Origin of the sequence: Burkholderia sp. BCC1640 (assembly GCF_902833125.1) — a bacterium.
Lineage (GTDB): Bacteria > Pseudomonadota > Gammaproteobacteria > Burkholderiales > Burkholderiaceae > Burkholderia > Burkholderia diffusa.
On sequence record NZ_CADFEF010000010.1, the window covers coordinates 183,949 to 204,513 of the forward strand.

A 20,565-nucleotide genomic window follows, 5' to 3' on the forward strand; every position below is an offset into this window, starting at 1 on the left:
GGAAGGCGGCGTTCGTGTCAGGCGGCCGCCGGCACGCTCGCGACGGCCTGCGCGCGTTCGGCCTGGCGGCGCTGCCAGCGGCGCACGTGCGGCAGGTCGTCGTCAAGCCAGTACGCGTCGTCGTCGGTGATCACCAGCAGTTCCTCGAATTTCGCGCCGACGCCGGCGAAGCCGAGATGCGGCTCCACGGCCCACAGGCCCGGCACCGGCGCGTGTTCGGAGCGGCGGTCGATCGACCACAGCGGCGACCAGCCCTGCTGCGTCGCCGCGCGGCCCTGGTCGAGCAGCAGGTTGCGCGTCGCGTTCAGCCCGAAGCGCGCGACGAAGCGCGGTGTCGACAGTTTGTGGATCTTCGCGACGCGATGCGCGAGCACCTTGAACGGATAGGCCTTGTGGCGCGGCTCGACGCCCTGGCGGCGGCACAGCGCGTCGACCGCCTGTGCGACCTCGGCCATCGGGCGACGCTCCTTCACCAGCCGCACGATCATGTCGCGATGGTCCATCAGGTCGTCCTGCAGCTGTTCGAGGATCGGGTTCTGGCCGAGACAGTGCGCGTAGCCGACGTCCGCGACGATCCCGTCGAGCACGGGCGCGACGTCGAGGATCACGGGCATGTCGGTCTCGAGCTGGCGGTTGCTCGGGAAGAACGCGAGGTTGAAGCCGCCCATGTGCTTCAGGCCCGAGAAGCCTTCGAACGCGGTGCGGTCGCCGAACCACGCGAACGGCTTGTGCAGCCAGTCGTGCACGCCGTTGTCCTGCAGCCATTCGGTCAGCAGGCGCGCGGCCTCCTTCTCGGTGATGCCGGGGTAGAGCATCGCGCCGACGGTCTCGACGCAGCGATAGGCAAGCTGCTGGACCGCGCGGAATTGCGGCAGCTCGTCGAGATGGACTTCCGGCAGCGGATGATCGGGCATGTTGCGTCTCCATGTATCGGCCTGCGTTCGGCGACGCGGGCGAATTATTCAGTCAGCATTTAATGTGTCATTGATCGATGTAAAGATCATAGCCGGTTCGACGTGGCGCGGAGGTGAGGGCTTCTCCTAATGAAGGCCGAAATGGAGGGGACGCTCTAGGTTTCCGGCGGTCGGGGCCGGATGGCCGTCGCCGTGCACGTGGCCGGTGCGGGAGGGCCGGCCGGAGCGCGTGCGCGGTGGCGGCGCCGGCCCGGTATGTCGCGCCGGATCAATTCCCCGTCGTGTCGTGGCGAGACGCTGTCAAATTGCCGAAATAATTTCGTCACATCATTCGCCCCCGATTCGAAGCCTTTCCGGCTTCGCGGAGCGGGTGTGCCGCGCGTTGCGCGGGGCAGCGACCCAAGCCGATTCGACAATTCCACGGAGAGAGACCATGCAACGCCGCAAGTTCATGAACACCCTTGCCGCTGCGACCGCTGCGACGCCGCTGATGCTCAAGGCCGGCATGGCCGGCGCGAAGAGCGCGACCGCGCCGGACGCGCTGGACCCGGGCCGGTGGTCGCCGTTCAACGCCGCGCGCCTGCAGGCGGTGCTCGACCGGCACGGCGTCGCGAGCGCGCGCTACGACGGAAAGCGCCGCCCGTACGCGGTGTTCGACTGGGACAACACGTGCATCATGAACGACTGCGAAGAGGCGTTGCTGATGTACCAGATCAACCATCTGCAGTACAAGCTGACGCCGGACGAGTTCGTCGGCGTGATGTGGAAGGACGTGCCGAAGGGCGCGTTCATGAAGGACTACACGACCGTCGACGGCAAGCCGGTGACGATGGAGGATCTCGCCGCCGACGTCGAGTCCGACTACCGCTGGCTCCATGCGAACTACAAGGGCCTCGGCGGCGACAAGAGCCTCGACGAGATTCGCGAGACCGACCAGTTCAAGGATTTTCGCGCGAAGCTGTACTTCATGTACGACGCGATCTGCGACACGCATCCGCTCGAAGTCGGCTACAAGTGGATCATCTATTTCTACAAGAACATGACGACCGCCGAGCTGCAGGCGATGGCGGAAGCGTCGAACAACTACGGTATCGGCGACGCGCTGCGCAAGGTCCGCTACGAAAGCCCGAAAACGCTGCCGGGCAAGGCCGGCGTGGTGGCCGACACGCATTTCCACGGCATCCGCATTCACGAGGAAATCCGCGCGGTGATGCACACGCTGCGTGCGAACGGCATCGACGTGTACGTGAGCACCGCGTCGCTCGACGATGTCGTGCGCGTATTCGCCGGCAATCCGAACTATGGCTACGGCGTGCCGCCCGAGAACGTGATCGGCCTGCGGCTCGACATGCAGGACGGCAAGTACACGAGCACTTATCCGGCCGGCTGGCATTTCAACTGGGGGCCCGGCAAGACGGTGGGCATCCGCAACGTGCTCGCGTCGAAGAAGGGCTACGGCCCGCTGCTGGTGTTCGGCGACAGCGACGGCGACGCGTGGATGTTGCGCGACTTCAAGGACACCGCGGCCGGCGTGATCGTCAACCGGATGAAGAAGGGCGAGATCGGCGCGGACAGCAAGCTCGCGGCCGAACAGATCGGCAACCCGGACGCCCGCTTCCTGCTGCAGGGCCGCGACGAGCACACGGGCCTGATGATCCCGGACGAGAAGTCGATCAAGTACGGCAAGACCGACCGCAAGCTGCTGGCCTGACGCGGGCCGGGCGCCGGGCCGCCGCGGCCCTGCGCCCGTCGGCATCGGCCGCGGCGTCGTGCGGGCCGCCACACGCGCGTCTCAACGCTCGCGCGGCGGGCCCAGCCGCTCCATCAACGCGCTCAGCAGATCCACCGGCAGCGGAAACACGATCGTCGAATTCTTGTCCGCCGCGATCGTCGTCAGCGTCTGCAGATAGCGCAGCTGCATCGCCTGCGGCTGCTGCGCAAGCCGCTGCGCCGCCTGCAGCAGCTTCTCCGACGCCTGCAATTCGCCTTCCGCGTGAATCACCTTCGCGCGCCGTTCGCGTTCGGCCTCGGCCTGCCGCGCGATCGCCCGGATCATCGTTTCGTTCAGGTCCACGTGCTTGATCTCGACCGTCGACACCTTGATTCCCCACGCATCGGTCTGCGCATCGAGCGTCTTCTGGATGTCGGCATTCAACTGCTCGCGCTCGGCGAGCAACGCGTCGAGCTCGTGCTTGCCGAGCACCGCGCGCAGCGTCGTCTGCGCGAGCTGGCTCGTCGCATCGAAGAAACGCGCGACCTGGATCACGGCCTTCTCCGGATCGACGACGCGGAAATACACGACCGCATTGACCTTCACCGACACGTTGTCGCGCGTGATCACGTCCTGCGCGGGCACGTCGAACACGACGGTGCGCAGGTCGATCCGCACGACCTGCTGGACGATCGGGATGATCAGCACGAGCCCCGGCCCCTTCACCTTCCAGAACCGGCCGAGCATGAACACGACGCCGCGTTCGTACTCGCGGAAGATGCGGATCGACGATGCGACCAGCACCACGACGAAGACGATCAGGACGCCGCTGAAGCCGAACGTGTAGCCCATCATGACGGTGCTCCCTGGTGTTGTTGTTCGTGTGCCGGCACGTCGTAGAGCGGCGCGACGGTGAGCGTCAGCCCGTGGCGGCCGGTGACGCGCACGCGGCAGCCGGCGGCCAGCGGCGTGCTGCTCGCGACGCGCCAGCGCTCGCCGTGCACGCGCGCCCAGCCCGCCGCCGACGGGGCGGGGCCGGCCGCGTCCTGCGGCTGGTCGGCGCGCAGGCCGTCGTCGAGCACTTCGCCGATGCTGCCGACTATCGCCTCGGCGCCCGTCACGACCGGCCGCCGCCGCGCGCGCAGCGCGACGCTCGATACGCCGGCGACAAGCAGCCCGCCGCCGACCGCGAGGCCCGCGATCACCTGCCACGGAATGCCGTAGCCGGGCACGTCGGTATCGATCAGCATCAATGCGCCGATCGTGAACGACACGATTCCGCCAAACCCGAGCACGCCGAAGGTCGGCAGGAACGCCTCGGCGACGAGGCAGCCGAGACCGAGCAGCACGAGCCCGAGGCCCGCATAGCTGATCGGCAGCAATTGCATCGCGAACAGCCCGATCAGCAGGCAGATGGTGCCGGCGACGCCCGGCAGCACGAAGCCGGGATTCGCGAATTCGAAGAACAGACCGTAGATGCCGATCGTCAGCAGGATCAGCGCGACGTTCGGATCGGCGATGATCGACAGGAAGCGGCTTCGCCAGTCGGGCGCGAGCACGACGAGCGGCGCATGCGCGGTCGCGACGTGCACCGTGCCGGCGGTCGTCGTCACGGTGCGGCCGTCGAGCTGGCGCGCGAGATCGGCCGGGTCCTGCGCGATCAGGTCGACGACATGCTGCGCGCGCGCCTCGGTCGCCGACAGGCTCAAGGCCTCGCGCACCGCGCGCTCGGCCCATCCGGCATTGCGTCCGCGCAACTGCGCGAGGCCGCGGATGTACGCGGCGGCGTCCTGGGTCGCCTTGCGGATCTCGGTCGACTGCGTATCGTTCGGCAACTCGGCCGGCGTCGCGGATGCGCCGGATGCACCGGTCGCACCCGATGCGCCGGACGGCGACGATCGGGGCGCGCCCGGGGTCCCTGGCGCGCCCGGCGCGCCACCGCCGATGCCGAACTGCACCGGCGACGCCGCGCCGAGATTGGTGCCGGGCGCCATCGCGGCGATGTGGCTCGCATAGACGATATAGGTGCCCGCGCTTGCGGCCCGTGCGCCGCCCGGCGCGACGAACGCGGCGACCGGCACGGGCGAGCCGAGGATTGCCTTGATGATCTGCCGCATCGACGTGTCGAGGCCGCCCGGCGTATCGAGTTGCAGGATCGCGAGCGGCGCGTGCTCGCGCGCCGCGCGCTCGAGCGAGCGGACGATGAAGTCGGCGCTGGCCGGCCCGATCGCGCCGTTGACCGGAATCACGAACACCGGCGGCGCGGCCGCGGGTGCGGCGGCGGGAGATGGGGCGGCAACGGCCGCGCACACGACGAGCAGCGCCGCGAACAGCGCGGCGCGCGCGACCCGCGCGGACAGCGGGTGACGGGGGCGGGCGCCGGGCGATGCAGGTGCCGGCGACGGCCCATGACGGTGAATGCGCATCGGGGCGTCCGGGCGGCGCGCGGCCGCACGCCGTCCGGCTCGCGGAAAGGGCGTTGGCCCGATATTTGAAGATTAGGCGGTTTCGGCGGAAAGCGCGAAGGCGACGCGGCAGGCCGCGGATTCAGCCGGCGCCGCCGCCGCGCGCGAGCGCTTCTTCCCGATATTCGGCCGGGCTGCGCCCGCTCCATTTGCGAAACGCGCGGTAGAACGCGCTCGGTTCCGCGAAACCGGTGGCCGCCGCGACGTCGGCGATGGTCCGCGACGGATCGGCCAGCGCCTCGAACGCGAGGTCGCGCCGCAGCGTGTCCTTGATCGCCTGGTACGCATGGCCTTCCTGGTGCAGCTTGCGGCGCAGCGTCGCCTCGGCGACGTGCAGTCGCGCGGCCATCCCGTCGGCGCCGGGCCACGCGGCGGGCGGCATGCCGCGCAGCACGGTGCGCACGCGTTGCGCGAGCGCGTTCGGGTTGCGGTACTTGACGATGAAGCTGGCCGGCGCGTTGCGCAGAAACGTTTTCAGCGTCCTGGCGTTCTGCACGACCGGCAGCGTCGCGAATTCGGGATCGAAATCGACATACGAATCGGGCTGGTTGAACCGCATGTCGTCGCACAGCATCGACGGATATTCGTGGTCGGCCGGCGGCGTGTCGCAGCGGAAGCTCGCGTGCAGCAGCGGGATGCGCCGCCCGATCAGCCAGCAGGTCAGCCCGTACACGATGATGAAATAGGTCGCGTACGTGAACATCGCGGGCGTCGCGGTGCTGTTGCGGTGCACGAAACGCAGCCGCACGCGCTGCGGGTTGGCGTCGAGCTCCGCGTGCAGGTCGTCGAGCACGCAGTGCATGAAATTCACCGCGCGCGCCATCGCGTGCAGCCCGTCCTGCGCGGACAGCGCCGCCTGGCTCATCGCGATGAAGCTGCCGCTGCGCATCGGATGGCGATCCTGCCCGAAAAACTCGTCGTCGAGCGCGCGCGCAATGGCGTTCCACAGCGCGCCGTATTGCTGCGCGGACACCCGCGCACGCGGCTGCGCGAGCAGCGCGGGCGCGATGCCGGCCTGCGCGAGCAGCGGCTCGGCCGCGACGCCGCGCCGGGTGGCGAGCGCGACGCTGTAGGCGACGAGGCTGATCGCAACGGTTCCCTTGTCTTCCTGCTTCATCGAAGCCGCCGGTATGGCAAAAACGCTCAGTGTAAATGAGCGCCGCGAGCATCGAACAGTCGCGCGCGCTTGCCTACACTTGTTGCATCGAAACGAAAGGTCGGTCGCGGCACGCGGCCGCGGGAGACAGCAGCGCCATGGACGAGCTTTACACCGAAGACCAGCGGATGATCCGCGACGCCGCGCGCGCTTTTGCCACCGAGGTGCTGGCACCGAACGCCGCGCAGTGGGACCACGACGCGCACCTGCCCGACGCCGTCGTCGCGCAGCTCGGCGAACTCGGCCTGCTCGGGATGATCGTGCCGCAGGAGCTGGGCGGCGCGTATACGGATTACGTCGCCTACGCGCTGGCGATGGAGGAAATCGCCGCCGGCGACGCCGCATGCGCGACGATGATGAGCGTGCACAACTCCGTCGGCTGCGGGCCGATCCTCGGCTTCGGTACGCCCGCGCAGAAGGATCGCTGGCTGGCCGAGATGGCGGCAGGCCGCATCATCGGCGCGTTCTGCCTGACCGAGCCGCAGGCCGGCTCCGAGGCCAACAACCTGCGCACGCGCGCGGAACTGCGCGACGGCAAGTGGGTGCTGAACGGCGCGAAGCAGTTCGTGACCAACGGCCAGCGTGCCGGGGTCGCGATCGTTTTTGCCATGACCGACCCGGAAGCCGGCAAGCGCGGCATTTCCGCGTTCCTGGTGCCGACCGACACGCCGGGCTTCATCGTCGGCAAGCCGGAAAAGAAGATGGGCATCCGCGCATCCGACACCTGCCCGATCACGTTCGAGAACTGCGCGATTCCGGAAGAAAACCTGCTCGGCAATCGCGGCGAAGGATTGAAGATCGCGCTGTCGAACCTGGAAGGCGGGCGCATCGGCATCGCCGCGCAGGCGCTCGGCATCGCGCGCGCCGCGTTCGACAAGGCGCGCCGCTATGCGGGCGAGCGCGTGCAGTTCGGCAAGCCGATCGCCGAGCATCAGGCGATCCAGCAGAAGCTCGCCGACATGGCCACGCAGATCAACGCGGCGCGCCTGCTCGTGCATCACGCGGCGAAGCTGCGCACAGCCGGGCTTCCGTGCCTGTCCGAAGCATCGCAGGCGAAGCTGTTCGCGTCCGAAATGGCCGAGCGCGTGTGTTCGGATGCGATCCAGATTCACGGCGGTTACGGCTATCTCGCCGATTACGAAGTCGAGCGTCACTATCGCGACGCGCGCATCACGCAGATTTACGAGGGCACCAGCGAAGTGCAGCGGATGGTGATCGCGCGACAGCTTTGAGTCCTGAATCGCGACGCGCGCCGCACCGGCAATCACACAAACAAATAAGGCAGGCAGGGCACGAAGGCAGCGCGGCAAACGCGGCACGCAACGACGTGACCGTGCGCCGCGCGACACGGAACCGTGCATGCGCCGCGGCGCGTGCACGGTTGACCGCTGGGCATGGAGACTCGAGACGGAGACGACACGATGACGGTACAGGCATTCCTGGACGCACGCGACTTTCTGCTGCGTCATCGCACCGACTACGAAACCGCGTACCGCGATTTCGAATGGCCGGTGCTCGATGCGTTCAACTGGGCGCTCGACTACTTCGACCCGATGGCGCGCGGCAACGACAAGCCCGCGCTGTGGATCGTCGACGCGGCAACCGGCACGGGCGACCCGTATTCGTTCGCGCAGATGTCCGAGCGCTCGTCGCGGATCGCGAACTGGCTGCGCGGCATCGGCGTCGTGCGCGGCGACCGGATCCTGCTGATGCTGCCGAACCGTGTCGAGCTGTGGGACGCGATGCTCGCCGCGATGAAGCTCGGCGCGATCGTGCTGCCCGCGACCACGCAGCTGTCGGCCGACGACGTGCGCGATCGCGTGCAGATCGGCGGCGCGAAATACGCGATCGTCGACGAGAGCGAAACCGCGAAATTCGAACAGGCCGATCTCGGCCTCGAGCAGAAAATCGTCGCCGGCGCGCCGCGCGCGGGCTGGCTCGCGATGAACGACGGCTACGCGGCGAGCGCCGCATTCGAGCCGGACGCCGTCACGCATGCGAACGATCCGATGCTGCTGTACTTCACGTCGGGCACGACGTCGAAGCCGAAGCTCGTCGAGCATACGCACCGCACCTATCCCGTCGGGCACCTGTCGACGATGTACTGGGTCGGCCTGCAGCCGGGCGACATCCACTGGAACATCAGCTCGCCGGGCTGGGCGAAGCATGCGTGGAGCTGCTTCTTCGCGCCGTGGAACGCGCAGGCGTGCGTGTTCGCGTTCAACTACGCGCGCTTCGAGCCGAAGGTGGTGCTCGACGCGCTCGTCAAATACCAGGTGACCACGCTATGCGCGCCGCCGACCGTGTGGCGCATGCTCGTGCAGCAGCCGCTCGCGTCGTTCGACGTGAAGCTGCGCGAGATCGTCGGCGCGGGCGAGCCGCTGAATCCCGAGATCATCGAGCGCGTGAAGAAGGCGTGGGGCATCACGATTCGCGACGGCTACGGCCAGACCGAGACGACCTGCCTGATCGGCAACACACCAGGCCAGCCGGTCGTCGCCGGTTCGATGGGCCGCCCGCTGCCCGGTTACCGGATCGCGCTGCTCGACCCGGACGGCGCGCCCGTCAGCGAAGGTGAGGTCGCGCTGCCGATCGGTGCGGGCGTGATGCGTCCGGTCGGGCTGATGACCGGCTATGCGAACAATCCCGACGCGACCGCCCACGCGATGCGCGATGGCCATTACCGCACGTCGGACATCGCGATGCGCGGCGACGACGGCTACTACGTCTACATCGGCCGCGCGGACGACGTGTTCAAGTCGTCCGACTACCGGCTGAGCCCGTTCGAACTGGAAAGCGTGCTGATCGAGCATCCGGCGATCGCGGAAGCGGCCGTCGTGCCGAGCCCGGACCCGGTGCGGCTGTCGGTGCCGAAAACCTTCATCACGCTGCGCCAGGGCTACGAGGAAAGCCCCGCGCTCGCGCTGGAGATTTTCCGCTTCTCGCGCGAGAAGCTCGCGCCGTACAAGCGCATCCGCCGCCTGCAGTTCGCGGAGCTGCCGAAGACCATCTCGGGGAAGATTCGCCGCGTCGAGCTGCGCCGCCGCGAGATCGAGCGCGGCGACGATGCGGCCACGCGGATGCCCGGCGAATACTGGGAAGAAGATTTCGCCGCGGAACTGAAATGACCTGTCGCGGGCCATGCGCGCCGCATGTCGCGGCCGTCGCCCGCAACACCGATTGAACCGGCCGCGCGTGGCATGACGCTACACGGCCCACTGCAAGGAGAGTGCATCGATGAACGCGAATCCGACGCCCCGCACGGGGCAAGACGTGCCGACGGTCAAGCTGCTGATCGACGGCGCCTTCGTCGAGTCCACCACGAGCGAGTGGCGCGACATCGTCAATCCGGCGACGCAGCAGGTCCTCGCGCGCGTGCCGTTCGCGACCGTCGCGGAAGTCGACGCGGCCGTGCAGGCCGCGCACGCCGCGTATGCGACGTGGAAGAACACGCCGGTTTCCGCGCGCATGCGCATCATGCTGAAGTTCCAGGATCTCGTGCGCGCGAACCTGCAGCGCATCGCGAAGACGCTGACGGCCGAGCAGGGCAAGACGCTGCCCGACGCCGAAGGCGACATCTTCCGCGGCCTCGAAGTGGTCGAGCACGCGTGCTCGGTCGGCACGCTGCAGCTCGGCGAATTCGCGGAGAACGTCGCGGGCGGCGTCGACACCTACACGCTGCGCCAGCCGCTCGGCGTGTGCGCCGGCATCACGCCGTTCAACTTCCCCGCGATGATTCCGCTGTGGATGTTCCCGATGGCGATCGTGTGCGGCAACACGTTCGTGCTGAAGCCATCGGAGCAGGATCCGATGTCGACGATGGAGCTCGTCGAACTCGCGATCGAGGCCGGTGTGCCGAAGGGCGTGCTGAACGTCGTGCACGGCGGCAAGGAAGTGGTCGACGCGATCTGCACGCATCCGCTCGTGAAGGCGATCTCGTTCGTCGGCTCGACGGCCGTCGGTACGCACGTGTACAACCTCGGCAGCCAGCACGGCAAGCGCGTGCAGTCGATGATGGGCGCGAAGAACCACGCGATCCTGCTGCCCGACGCGAACCGAGAGCAGGCGATCAACGCGCTGGTCGGCGCCGGCTTCGGCGCGGCCGGCCAGCGCTGCATGGCGACCTCCGTCGCCGTGCTCGTCGGCAACGCGCGCGACTGGCTGCCGGACATCGTCGCGAAGGCGAAGCTGCTGAAGGTCAATGCGGGCTCGGAAGCGGGCACCGACGTCGGCCCGGTGGTATCGCGCGGCGCGAAGGCGCGCATCCTGTCGCTGATCGACACGGGCATCAAGGAAGGCGCGAAGCTCGAACTCGACGGCCGCGACGTGAAGGTCGCCGGCTTCGAGGAAGGCAACTTCATCGGGCCGACGATCTTCTCCGGCGTGAAGACCGACATGACGGTCTACACGCATGAAATCTTCGGGCCGGTGCTGGTCGTGATGGAAGTCGACACGCTCGACGAAGCGATCGCGCTCGTCAATGCGAACCCGATGGGCAACGGCGTGGGCATCTTCACGCAGAGCGGCGCGGCCGCGCGCAAGTTCCAGAGCGAGATCGACGTCGGCCAGGTCGGCATCAACATTCCGATTCCGGTGCCCGTGCCGTTCTTCAGCTTCACCGGCTCGCGCGGCTCGAAGCTCGGCGATCTCGGCCCGTACGGCAAGCAGGTCGTGCAGTTCTATACGCAGACGAAGACGGTCACCGCGCGCTGGTTCGACGACGACACGACGGCCGGCCCCGTGAACACGACGATCCGGCTGCATTGAGCCGGGGAGGACACGAACATGAAGATCGGATTTATCGGGCTGGGTCACATGGGTGCGCCGATGGCGCTGAACCTGCTGAAGGCCGGCCATGAAGTGCACGCGTTCGACCTGAGCGCCGACGCATTGCGTGCGCTGCAGGACGCCGGCGCGCAGGTGGCCGCGTCGCCGCGCGATGCGGCATCGGGCGCGGCGTTCGTGATCACGATGCTACCGGCCGCGCCGCACGTGCGCTCGGTGCTCGCCGGCGAGAACGGCGTGCTGGCCGGCCTCGGCGCCGGCGCGACCGTGATCGATTCGAGCACGATCGACCCGGCGAGCGCGCAGGCGTTCGGCGCGCTCGTGCGCGAGCACGGCGGCGCGTTCGTCGATGCGCCCGTGTCGGGCGGCACCGGCGGCGCGGCGGCCGGCACTCTGACCTTCATGGTCGGCGGTAGCGATGCCGATTTCGAGCGCGTGAAGCCCGTGCTCGCCGGCATGGGCAAGAACATCGTCCATTGCGGCGCGACGGGCATGGGGCAGGTCGCGAAGGTCTGCAACAACCTCGTGCTCGGCATCTCGATGGCGGCCGTGTCGGAGGCGATGTCGCTCGGCGTCGCGCTCGGCATCGACCCGAAGGTGCTGGCGGGCATCGTCAACACGTCGACGGGCCGCTGCTGGAGCTCGGACACCTACAACCCGTATCCGGGCGTGATCGACACCGCGCCGTCGTCGCGCGGCTACAGCGGCGGCTTCGGCACCGACCTGATGCTGAAGGATCTCGGCCTCGCGAACGACGCCGCGAAGCAGGCGCGCCAGCCCGTCTATCTCGGCGCGCTCGCGCAGCAGCTTTACCAGACGATGAGCAGCCGCGGCGACGGGCAACTCGATTTCTCGGCGGTGATCCGCCTGTACCAACCGGCTACGAAGAAGGACGCCTCATGATCGAACTGGACTACGTCGACGACGGCGCGATCGCGTGCGCGACGCTCAAGCGTCCGCCCGCGAACGCCTTTACCGCCGACGGGCTGCGGCAACTGCAGGACACCGTCGCCGAATTGAACGCGAACCCGCGCGTGCGCGCGTTGGTGATCACCGGCGACGGCCCGAAGTTCTTCAGCGCGGGCGCCGATCTCAACACGTTCGCCGACGGCGACCGCGCGGTCGCACGCGCGATGGCCGCGCGCTTCGGCGCGGCGTTCGAGACGCTGCATGACGCGCGCGTCGTGACGATCGCGGCGATCAACGGCTACGCGATGGGCGGCGGCCTCGAATGCGCGCTCGCGTGCGACCTGCGGATCGCCGAGACACACGCGCAGATGGCGCTGCCCGAACCGTCGGTCGGCCTGCTGCCGTGCGGGCTCGGCACGCAGACGCTGCCCTGGCTCGTCGGCGAAGGTTGGGCGAAGAAGATCATCCTGGCCGGCACGCGCGTCGACGCGGCAACGGCGCTCAGGATCGGCCTCGTCGAGGACGTGGTCGAAAGCGGCGCGGCGCGCGATGCGGCGCTGGCGCTCGCGCGCAACGTCGCGCGGCAGAGCCCGCACGCGGTTGCATACAGCAAGGAACTGATCGGCCTCGCGCGTCGCGGCGTGCCGCGCGGCGCGGCGCTCGCGGTCGAGCGCGAACGCTTCGTCGACCTGTTCGACACGAACGATCCGCGCGAAGGCGTGGCCGCGTTTCTCGGCAAGCGCGCGCCGCAATGGCATACCGATGGAGAGCCGCAACGATGAGCACGCCGGTCACGACTCATGGCAGTTTCGCGCAACCCGCGCCGGAGGTACTGTTCCGCGTGGTGAACCGCGTGGCGCTCATCACGCTGAACCGGCCGGCCGCGCTCAATGCGTTGTCCTATCCGATGATCGGCGAGCTGGCCGCGCGTCTCGAACGCTGCCGCACCGACGACCAGATCGTCGCGGTCGTGCTGCGCGGCGCGGGCGAGAAGGGTTTCTGCGCGGGCGGCGACGTGCGCGCGCTGCACCGGATGGTCGCGCAGCGCGAGACCTGGCTGCCGTTCTTCGTCGACGAGTACCGGCTCGATCATGCGATCCACACGTTCCCGAAGCCGATCGTCGCGCTGATGGACGGCGTGACGATGGGCGGCGGAATGGGCCTTGCGCAAGGCGCGGCGCTGCGCGTCGCGACCGAGCGCAGCAAGATCGCGATGCCGGAGACGCGCATCGGCCTCGTGCCCGACGTCGGCGCGACGCATTTCCTGTCGCGCATGCCGGTCGAACTCGAACTGTACGTGGGGTTGACGGGCGCAATGCTGTCGGGCGCCGATGCGCTGACCGCGAAGCTCGCGGACCTGTGCGTGCCGTCGTCGTGGCTCGATACGTTCGAGACGCGCATCGAGAGCGTCAAGTGGGACGGCGACGTGCTGCCGGCGCTGCGCAAGGTGTTCGAGCCGCCGTGCAACGTCGTGCCGCATTCGGCGCTCGACAGCCAGATGGCGTGGATCGTTCGTCACTTCGACAAGCGCTCGACAGTCGAACGGATCGTCGCGACGCTGAAGCAGGATCTTGAACGCGACGAGCTGGCGCGCGAACACCGTCAATGGCTGCAGGCGACGCTCGACGCACTCACCGGCCATTCGCCGACGATGCTGTGCGTGACGCGCGAAGCGCTGCTGCGTGGCCGTCAGATGACGCTGGCCGAGTCGTTCCGGATGGAGCTCGGCATCGTGGCGCGCGCGATCGAGGAGGGCGACTTCTGCGAAGGCGTGCGCGCGCATCTCGTCGACAAGGATCGCAAGCCGCGCTGGGCGCCGGCGTCGCTCGTCGAGCTGCGTGCCGAGCGCGTGCGGCATTTCCTGACGTCGCCGTGGAAACTGTTCGCGCATCCGCTCGCCGATCTCGGCGCGGCGTGAAGTGACGCGATGTGCCGACGCGCCCGTGCGGCGCGTCGGCTTCACCCCGTTTTTCTTTCCGCGCTTTCGCGCTCAGCGCTCGATCATCGGCGGCACAGCCTGCACGAGCGCGTCGATCACGCAGCGCGTCTTGCGCGGCAGGTAGCGCGTTTTCGGCCAGATCGCGTGGATGTCGCCTTCGCACACGAAGCAGCGATCGAGCACGACAACCATCTCGCCGCGCTTCACGTAATGATCGAGCAGCCAGCTCGGCAGCCACGCGATTCCGAACCCCGAGGCGCCTGCCGCTGCGATCGCCTGCACGTCGTCGAAACTGAGCTGGTGCGGCATGTCGATGCGCACCGTCGAGCCGTCCGGCGCGCGCAGGTCCCACGGCTGCACGACGCCCGAACGTGAATACGCGATCGTCCGGTGGTGCCTGAGGTCGTCGAGCGATTGCGGTATCCCGTAGCGCGCGAGATACGACGGCGCCGCGCCGAGACTGCCGTATTGCGTGCCGAGCCGCCGCACCGCGAGGCTCGTGCTGTCCGCGAGCGTGCCGATCCGCACCGCGAGGTCGATCCCTTCCTCGATCAGATCGACGAAACGGTCCGTGATCGACACGTCGATCCGCAGATGCGGATAGGTGCGCGCGAGGTCGAGCACGATCGGCGTCACGCAGTGATGCCCGAATGCGAGCGGCACGCTCAGCCGCAGCTTGCCGCGCGCTTCGTTGCGGCCGCTATCGAGATCGGCTTCGGCCGCTTCCAGCTCCGCCAGCGCGCGCACGCAGCGGTCGTAGTACGCCTGGCCGTCGTCCGTCAGGCTCTGGCTGCGGGTCGTGCGCTGCAGCAGCCGCGCGCCGAGCCGCTTCTCGAGCCGCGCGATCGCCTTGCCGACCGCCGAGCGCGTCATGTCGAGCCGTTCCGCGGCGAGCGCGAAGCTGCCGGATTCCACGACCTGGACGAAGGTCGTGACGCCGTCGAGTCTGTCCGTCATGGCAGGATGGGTTGATTGCGTCCTGTGATTCCCCAGTCTGGAGAAACGGTCGCGTCAATGGGGAGGGAAATTCTCACTATAGTACCGATTCCCGTTCAGCGTGCGTTGCCGGCCGCACGCGGCGCATCTTTCTTATCTGGAGGCGCGCGGCCTGTCGCGGGCCGTCGCGCAATACGCATGACGCTATCCGACTCCCGCAGGAATGCGGTCGCGCTCGCGGCCGTCTGTCTCACGTCGCTGATGTTCGGCCTCGAGATCTCGAGCGTGCCGGTGATCCTGCCGACGCTCGAACACGTGCTGCACGGCGACTTCAACGGCATGCAGTGGATCATGAACGCGTACACGATCGCGTGCACGACGGTGCTGATGGCGGCCGGCACGCTCGCCGACCGGTTCGGCCGCAAGCGCGTGTACGTGATCGGCACCGTGCTGTTCGGCGCGACGTCGTTGCTGTGCGGGCTCGCGCCGAACGTGCCGGTGCTCGTCGCGGGCCGGCTGCTGCAGGGCGCGAGCGGCGGCGCGATGCTGATCTGCCAGATTGCGGTGCTGTCGCACCAGTTCCGCGAAGGGCGCGAGCGCGGTCGCGCGTTCGGAATCTGGGGGATCGTGTTCGGGATCGGTCTCGGCTTCGGGCCGATCGTCGGCGGCGCGATCGTCGCGCTGGCGAGCTGGCCGTGGGTGTTCCTCGTGCATGCGCCGCTCGCGGCCGTCGCGCTCGTGCTGATCGGCGGCGCGGTGCAGGAGTCGCGCGATCCGCATGCGGGCACGCTCGACGTCGCGGGCATCGTCACGCTGTCGCTGGCCGTGCTCGGTCTCGCGTTCTATATCACGCAGAGCGCGGAGCTGGGGCTCACGAGCGCGGCCGGGCTCGGCGTGCTCGGCGCGACCGTGCTCGCGCTGGCCGGCTTCTTCATCGCGGAGCGCATAAGCGCGCGGCCGATGTTCGACTTCTCCGTGTTCCGGATTCGCGCGTTCACCGGTGCGATCTTCGGCTCGATGGGGATGAACTTCAGTTTCTGGCCATTCATGATCTACCTGCCGATCTGGTTCCAGGTCGCGCTCGGCTACGACAGCGTGACGGCCGGCCTCGCGCTGCTCGCGTACACGCTGCCGACGCTCGTCGCGCCGCCGGTCGGTGAGCGGCTCGCGCTGCGCTACGGGCCCGGTGTCGTGATTCCGGGCGGCCTGTTCACGATCGCGGCCGGGTTCGCGCTGATGCGGATCGGCAGCGGCATCGAGCATGCCAGCTGGCTCACGATGCTGCCAGGCTGCGTGATCGCCGGCATCGGGCTCGGGCTCACCAATACGCCCGTCACGAACACGACGACGGGCGCGGTGCCGAGTTCGCGGGCCGGGATGGCGTCGGGCATCGACATGAGCGCGCGGATGATCTCGCTCGCGCTGAACATCGCGGCGATGGGCTTCGTGCTGGTCGCGGGGATCGTCGCGAGCCTGAAGGCGGGCGTCGCGGGGGCGGTCGATGCGGGAACGCTGCGCATGCTGGCGCAGCAGATCGCGTCGGGCCGCACCGACGGGCTGCAGGCGATCGCGCCGGCGCTCGCAAAGGCCGACCCGACCGGCACGGCGCTGCACGCGGCGCTCGTGCACGGGTTCGGCTGGGTGATGGTGTACGGGGCGGCCGGCGTGGCCGTGCTCGCGACCGCGAGCGCGGTGGCGTTCGCGCCGGCAAGGCGCAGGGCGGCGGTGTGCGAATGATGCGCGCAGTGTCGCGCGCGGCCGGTTCCGCGCGCTTACGCGCCGTCGCCGCGAGCGTCGATCCGGCGTTGCGTGTCCGCGTCGACGATCGCGCGGATCGCACCGAATAGCGGCGCCGCGTCGGTGTAGCGCCGGCCGTAGCCGAGGTTGAACGCGTAGTCGAAATCCGGCGGATTGCTACCTTGGTTGTGCTGGAGGATCGTTTCGAGCTTGTCGAGTGCCTTCGCGGCGCGCGCTTCCGATGAGGCCGCCGCCTCGTATTCGTCCCACAGTGCGACGATCTCGTCGCGCAGCGCGCGATCGAGCCCGGCCGTCAGCGTCAGCAGGTCGTCGCGTTCATGCGTGCTCTTGTCCGGATGCGCGGCCTGCTCGATCGCGGGGATGTCGCCGTGCAGCGCTTCGCCGAGATCGTGGACGACGCACAGCTTCAGCAGCTTTGTCGTGTCGACGTCCGGCAGCGCATCGGCGAACACGAGCGCCATCAGGCACAGCCGCCAGCTGTGTTCGGCCGTGCTTTCGGCGCGCCCGGTCGACGTATGGCCGCTGCGCAGCACGTCTTTCAGGCGTTCGGCTTCGCGCAGGAAATCGAGCCGCGCGTGGATCGTGTCGAGGTTCATGGCAGTGAAGTGCTTGAATCGAGCCTTCAAGCGTACGTCGCGCGGACGCGATGCGTCCACGCATGAAATATGCGTGCCGCGCTTGCTACAGCGTTTCGACGAGCCGCGCGGCGGAGCCGTCCGACAGCGTCATCCGCGTCCATCGGCAGGTGCTGCCGCGGATCGGCACGATGCGCGACGCATTGGCGCCGGTCGCGAACTCGACGCTCGGCGGCCCCGCGCGATCGTGCCAGCCGAACGGGTCGAGCGCGGCTTCCATGCGGACGATTTCCGGCGTCGCGTAGCGCCACAGCGATGTGCCGAGCAGCATCGGCAGCGGCCGCGAAAACTCGGCCGCGCGCGACGGCGAGCACGCGAGTAGACGATGCGTAAGGTCGCACACTAGATGCATACGGACCGTGCTGCTCGCGATAAGCCGGGCGAGCGCGTGGTCGCCGGCCGAATCGAGACGCGCGGCAAGCAGCCGCTCGGCCATCGCGCGCTCGTCGGGCGACATCTGCTGGATGCCGGCTTCCCAGCGCGAAATCGTCGATTGCGCGACGCCGAACAACTCGGCCGCGTGGCTCTGCTTCATGCGATGCAGCGTGCGCCAACGCTTGAGTTGCGGGCCGAGCGGCGGGGTGTGAAGCGGTGAGGCGGGCATGTTCGTGTTCCGTTCGGGATGCGGGCCGTGCTGGCGCCGCGTTGCGAAATGGATGAATCGGCCGTTATTCCAAGGGTGCCTGGATCACGAAGAGCGTGACGTCGGGCGCTCTGACTCGCCGGAATTGTTTTCGCCAGGCTTTCAACCAGCTCCTCCATATCTTATTATTCGGCGAAAGCGGAGCGCGCCGGCTGCCATTGTGCATGTCGAGGCATGATGCGGCGGTCGGCATGACAGGAGATGCGTGCCAGCGCGTATCCCGAAAATACATACGAGGGCGCCATGGTACGACTGGTCTTGCTGCTGCTGGGCATCGAATATCTGCGAACGCGCTGGCGCGGGCTGACCGTGCTGGGCTGGCTGTGGGTCGTCGCGGGCGTCGGCATCTTCGTCGACGCGCTCGATGGTGCGCTGCATTTTCCGATCGAACTGTTCGCGTGGCTGTTCCTGATCGAGGGGCTCGCGACGCTCGCGGTGGCCGGCAGCGGCGTCGGCGGGCAGCGCATCCTGCGCTACGTGAAGGGCATCGCGGTCGTGGTGGCTGCCGGGCTCGTGTTCGCGGGCCATCATCACGGCCACTTCCTGTTGTCGATGATCTTCGGCACGCTGTTCCTCGTCGACGGGCTGCTGCAGTGCACGTCCGCGTGGATGGTGCGTTATCGGCGCTGGAACGTCGCATTCGCGTGGGGCGTCGTCGAGATCCTGCTCGCGGTCTTCTTCTATCAGCCGTATCCGACCCATTATGTGGGCACCGTGCCGTACTGCCTCGGCCTGCTGCTGATGTTCGGCGGGATGCACATGCTGAGCCTTGCCGCGCGCGTGCGGCGGCTGACGCGCAACCCCGCGTTCGTGACGTCGCCGGCGCCGTCGATCGTGCCGGACATCGACGCGGCGCCCGACATCCCGCGCTTCACGCAAGCCGAATGGGACGGCCCGCCGGCCGACCACGAGCACGCGCTGACCGTGCACGTGTGGACGCCGACCGGCACGTCGAAGGCCGAAGCCCAGCGCTATCCGGTGATCGACCGCTACATCGCGGCGGTGGACGTCAACGGCGTGATCTCCACGGGTCATGCGGCGCTGGAGTCGCCCGAGGGCATCTACATCAGCCTCTATCCGGCCGTCGAGATCGATCGTTCTCCGGATGAATTCACGCGGATCCTGCGTGCGACGCGCGAGAACGACGTGCCGGGCCTGTTTCAGCCCGACTATGCGACCGAGTCGAAAGCGTGGTGTCCGTCGACCGTGCGCGTGCGGATCCGCAATTACGATCCGGCGAAGCTGGCCGCATTCTGGTCGTCGTATCGGCAGACCGTCACGTACAACCTCACGCACCGCAACTGCTCGAGCACCGTGTCGAACGCGCTCGAAGCGGCGCTCGACGGCGCGGTGTGGCGGCTCAGGGGCACGCGGGCCGGGTGGGGCGCATTCATCCGGCTGCTGCTCACGCCCGAGCTGTGGGTCGCCGCGCAGATCCGCAAGCGTGCGGTGACGATGGCCTGGACGCCCGGCCTCACGCTCGACTATGCACGCGCGCTCAGCATGCTCGCCGATCCGCGGCCGTTCGCGTGGTGGAAGGTCGCGCGCTCGGCCGTGAAGGCGATCATGGCGTCGCGCCGCGCGTGGCGCGAGCAGGACAGTGCGGCACTGTCGCCGGGTGGATCGGAAGCCGCGTCGGTGAAATAATCGCGTGGCGCCTGTCTCGCGCGTGCGTGCACGCCGCTCGGCAGCGGGTCGTGAGCGCGGGGGTGTCGTCGGTGAGCACATGGCTTCGCCCGTTTCCGATCTCGACGCGGTATGGCTTGCCCGGCCGCGTGGCCGTCATCGTGGGGAGGATCCGTTGCAGGAAACAAGAGGTTCGGCGTTGCGCTACGAATTCCTTCGTCCACCTTCATATTGATGCAACGTTGCGCAGGCAACAATCGCGGGCAGACATTCGACAATCTTGCGGCGCATCCCGCGACCGCAAGCCTTTTCCGAGGAAACGCGATGCTCAAGACGCTCGCCCGCGCCGCGGCCGCACTCGCCGTCGCATCCGCCTCGCTGCACGCTGTCGCGCAGACCAGCTACGACTACCTGTTGCTCGCGGCTTCGTGGGAGCCCGGCTTCTGCGCGTCGCACGACACGCCGGAATGTACGAACCTTGCCGGCACGTATGCGGCGACGAGCCTGTCGCTGCATGGCCTGTGGCCGAACAGATATGACGGCAATCAGCCGTTCTACTGCGGCGTGCCGCAGAGCGACGTCGATCTCGACAACGCGCACCAGTGGTGCAGCATGGATGCGTATCCGGTCAGCACCGCGACCCGCAACACGCTGTCGACCTACATGCCGGGCGTGGCGTCGTGCCTCGACAAGCACGAATGGTTCAAGCACGGCACCTGCTCGAATTCGGCGTCGCCGGACGCATACTGGAACGAGGCGGCCGGCATGATCAGCCGGCTCGGCAACACGTCGTTCAACGCGTTCCTGCAGGCGAACGCGGGTAAGACCGTGACACGCAATCAGCTGTTGTCCGCGTTCGAAGGCGCGTTCGGCAGCAATACGCGCAGCGCGGTGTCGCTGAAGTGTACGAAGACGAACGGCGTCAGCTATTTCACGGAAGCGTGGATCGCGGTCAAGACGAATGCGACTACCCAGTTTCCGAGCGCCGCGTCGCTCGTGACTGACGGGAATACGCAGGGGACTTGCCCGACGTCGGGCGTGTATATCGCGAAGTAACGCGCGAAGTTGCGTCGGGTGCGCCGGTCGGA

The 20,565-nt window shown here is 68.2% G+C and carries 17 protein-coding genes; 10 read left to right on the forward strand and 7 right to left on the reverse strand.

Annotated elements, in window-relative coordinates:
- Positions 1-17: 17 nt before the first annotated feature.
- Positions 18-914, reverse strand: a complete 897-nt coding sequence (locus tag HWX25_RS13790) for a M24 family metallopeptidase (RefSeq protein WP_175908836.1) — start codon at positions 912-914, stop codon at positions 18-20.
- Positions 915-1,347: 433 nt separating this feature from the next.
- Between HWX25_RS13790 and HWX25_RS13795 the strand changes: the two genes are divergently transcribed.
- Positions 1,348-2,625 carry a haloacid dehalogenase-like hydrolase gene (locus HWX25_RS13795; RefSeq protein WP_059527026.1) on the forward strand — a complete coding sequence of 426 codons (1,278 nt, stop codon included), beginning with the start codon at positions 1,348-1,350 and terminating at the stop codon, positions 2,623-2,625.
- An 81-nt stretch (positions 2,626-2,706) separates the two neighbouring features.
- Here the strand turns inward: HWX25_RS13795 and HWX25_RS13800 are convergent, their stop codons facing one another.
- The 3 genes from HWX25_RS13800 to HWX25_RS13810 form a co-directional block, all read right to left on the reverse strand.
- Entirely contained in the window at positions 2,707-3,480 is a 774-nt protein-coding gene (locus tag HWX25_RS13800; protein WP_175908837.1) for a slipin family protein, read from the reverse strand.
- Positions 3,477-5,051 (reverse strand): nodulation protein NfeD, encoded by a 1,575-nt coding sequence (locus tag HWX25_RS13805; RefSeq protein ID WP_175908838.1) that lies wholly within the window; start codon positions 5,049-5,051, stop codon positions 3,477-3,479. The genes HWX25_RS13800 and HWX25_RS13805 overlap by 4 nt, the downstream gene beginning before the upstream one ends.
- Before the next feature lie 121 nt (positions 5,052-5,172).
- The gene (locus tag HWX25_RS13810; protein ID WP_059692086.1) at positions 5,173-6,207 is read right to left on the reverse strand and encodes an AraC family transcriptional regulator; all 1,035 of its coding nucleotides are present in this window, start codon (positions 6,205-6,207) and stop codon (positions 5,173-5,175) included.
- A gap of 137 nt (positions 6,208-6,344) precedes the next feature.
- Between HWX25_RS13810 and HWX25_RS13815 the strand changes: the two genes are divergently transcribed.
- The 6 genes from HWX25_RS13815 to HWX25_RS13840 all read left to right on the forward strand — a co-directional run bounded on the left by HWX25_RS13815 (position 6,345) and on the right by HWX25_RS13840 (position 13,858).
- On the forward strand, positions 6,345-7,478 hold the full coding sequence (locus HWX25_RS13815) for an acyl-CoA dehydrogenase family protein (RefSeq protein ID WP_175908839.1): 1,134 nt from the start codon (positions 6,345-6,347) through the stop codon (positions 7,476-7,478).
- Between the two features lie 189 nt (positions 7,479-7,667).
- Positions 7,668-9,374: an AMP-binding protein gene (locus HWX25_RS13820; RefSeq protein ID WP_175908840.1), complete on the forward strand. Its 1,707-nt coding sequence runs from the start codon at positions 7,668-7,670 to the stop codon at positions 9,372-9,374.
- Positions 9,375-9,483: 109 nt separating this feature from the next.
- A complete protein-coding gene (locus HWX25_RS13825) occupies positions 9,484-11,013 on the forward strand; it encodes a CoA-acylating methylmalonate-semialdehyde dehydrogenase (protein WP_175908841.1) in 1,530 nt (509 codons plus the stop codon).
- Positions 11,014-11,031: 18 nt separating this feature from the next.
- Entirely contained in the window at positions 11,032-11,934 is a 903-nt protein-coding gene (gene mmsB / locus HWX25_RS13830; protein ID WP_059527008.1) for a 3-hydroxyisobutyrate dehydrogenase, read from the forward strand.
- Entirely contained in the window at positions 11,931-12,722 is a 792-nt protein-coding gene (locus HWX25_RS13835) for an enoyl-CoA hydratase (RefSeq protein WP_175908842.1), read from the forward strand. The genes mmsB and HWX25_RS13835 overlap by 4 nt, the downstream gene beginning before the upstream one ends.
- Positions 12,719-13,858, forward strand: a complete 1,140-nt coding sequence (locus HWX25_RS13840; protein WP_175908843.1) for an enoyl-CoA hydratase/isomerase family protein — start codon at positions 12,719-12,721, stop codon at positions 13,856-13,858. Before HWX25_RS13835 ends, HWX25_RS13840 begins: the two co-directional genes overlap by 4 nt.
- 72 nt (positions 13,859-13,930) lie before the next feature.
- Here HWX25_RS13840 and HWX25_RS13845 read toward each other — a convergent pair whose 3' ends face one another.
- A complete protein-coding gene (locus HWX25_RS13845) occupies positions 13,931-14,836 on the reverse strand; it encodes a LysR family transcriptional regulator (protein ID WP_059526999.1) in 906 nt (301 codons plus the stop codon).
- Positions 14,837-15,013: 177 nt separating this feature from the next.
- On the opposite strand from HWX25_RS13845, the gene HWX25_RS13850 reads away from it, so the two are divergent.
- Positions 15,014-16,552 (forward strand): MFS transporter, encoded by a 1,539-nt coding sequence (locus HWX25_RS13850; protein ID WP_175908844.1) that lies wholly within the window; start codon positions 15,014-15,016, stop codon positions 16,550-16,552.
- A 35-nt stretch (positions 16,553-16,587) separates the two neighbouring features.
- Here the strand turns inward: HWX25_RS13850 and HWX25_RS13855 are convergent, their stop codons facing one another.
- A complete protein-coding gene (locus tag HWX25_RS13855; protein WP_175908845.1) occupies positions 16,588-17,169 on the reverse strand; it encodes an HD domain-containing protein in 582 nt (193 codons plus the stop codon).
- Between the two features lie 85 nt (positions 17,170-17,254).
- Entirely contained in the window at positions 17,255-17,812 is a 558-nt protein-coding gene (locus HWX25_RS13860) for a helix-turn-helix transcriptional regulator (RefSeq protein WP_175908846.1), read from the reverse strand.
- A gap of 282 nt (positions 17,813-18,094) precedes the next feature.
- On the opposite strand from HWX25_RS13860, the gene HWX25_RS13865 reads away from it, so the two are divergent.
- The gene (locus tag HWX25_RS13865) at positions 18,095-19,498 is read left to right on the forward strand and encodes a DUF308 domain-containing protein (protein ID WP_175908847.1); all 1,404 of its coding nucleotides are present in this window, start codon (positions 18,095-18,097) and stop codon (positions 19,496-19,498) included.
- Positions 19,499-19,801: 303 nt separating this feature from the next.
- Positions 19,802-20,533 carry a ribonuclease T2 gene (locus HWX25_RS13870; RefSeq protein ID WP_059692096.1) on the forward strand — a complete coding sequence of 244 codons (732 nt, stop codon included), beginning with the start codon at positions 19,802-19,804 and terminating at the stop codon, positions 20,531-20,533.
- Positions 20,534-20,565: the final 32 nt, after the last annotated feature.

Bases quoted from the DNA above. Each gene is read 5' to 3' on its own strand.
- HWX25_RS13790 (WP_175908836.1), bottom strand. From the start codon at position 914: ATGCCCGATCATCCGCTGCCGGAAGTCCATCTCGACGAGCTGCCGCAA.
- HWX25_RS13795 (WP_059527026.1), top strand. From the start codon at position 1,348: ATGCAACGCCGCAAGTTCATGAACACCCTTGCCGCTGCGACCGCTGCG.
- HWX25_RS13800 (WP_175908837.1), bottom strand. From the start codon at position 3,480: ATGATGGGCTACACGTTCGGCTTCAGCGGCGTCCTGATCGTCTTCGTC.
- HWX25_RS13805 (WP_175908838.1), bottom strand. From the start codon at position 5,051: ATGCGCATTCACCGTCATGGGCCGTCGCCGGCACCTGCATCGCCCGGC.
- HWX25_RS13810 (WP_059692086.1), bottom strand. From the start codon at position 6,207: ATGAAGCAGGAAGACAAGGGAACCGTTGCGATCAGCCTCGTCGCCTAC.
- HWX25_RS13815 (WP_175908839.1), top strand. From the start codon at position 6,345: ATGGACGAGCTTTACACCGAAGACCAGCGGATGATCCGCGACGCCGCG.
- HWX25_RS13820 (WP_175908840.1), top strand. From the start codon at position 7,668: ATGACGGTACAGGCATTCCTGGACGCACGCGACTTTCTGCTGCGTCAT.
- HWX25_RS13825 (WP_175908841.1), top strand. From the start codon at position 9,484: ATGAACGCGAATCCGACGCCCCGCACGGGGCAAGACGTGCCGACGGTC.
- mmsB (WP_059527008.1), top strand. From the start codon at position 11,032: ATGAAGATCGGATTTATCGGGCTGGGTCACATGGGTGCGCCGATGGCG.
- HWX25_RS13835 (WP_175908842.1), top strand. From the start codon at position 11,931: ATGATCGAACTGGACTACGTCGACGACGGCGCGATCGCGTGCGCGACG.
- HWX25_RS13840 (WP_175908843.1), top strand. From the start codon at position 12,719: ATGAGCACGCCGGTCACGACTCATGGCAGTTTCGCGCAACCCGCGCCG.
- HWX25_RS13845 (WP_059526999.1), bottom strand. From the start codon at position 14,836: ATGACGGACAGACTCGACGGCGTCACGACCTTCGTCCAGGTCGTGGAA.
- HWX25_RS13850 (WP_175908844.1), top strand. From the start codon at position 15,014: ATGACGCTATCCGACTCCCGCAGGAATGCGGTCGCGCTCGCGGCCGTC.
- HWX25_RS13855 (WP_175908845.1), bottom strand. From the start codon at position 17,169: ATGAACCTCGACACGATCCACGCGCGGCTCGATTTCCTGCGCGAAGCC.
- HWX25_RS13860 (WP_175908846.1), bottom strand. From the start codon at position 17,812: ATGCCCGCCTCACCGCTTCACACCCCGCCGCTCGGCCCGCAACTCAAG.
- HWX25_RS13865 (WP_175908847.1), top strand. From the start codon at position 18,095: ATGGTACGACTGGTCTTGCTGCTGCTGGGCATCGAATATCTGCGAACG.
- HWX25_RS13870 (WP_059692096.1), top strand. From the start codon at position 19,802: ATGCTCAAGACGCTCGCCCGCGCCGCGGCCGCACTCGCCGTCGCATCC.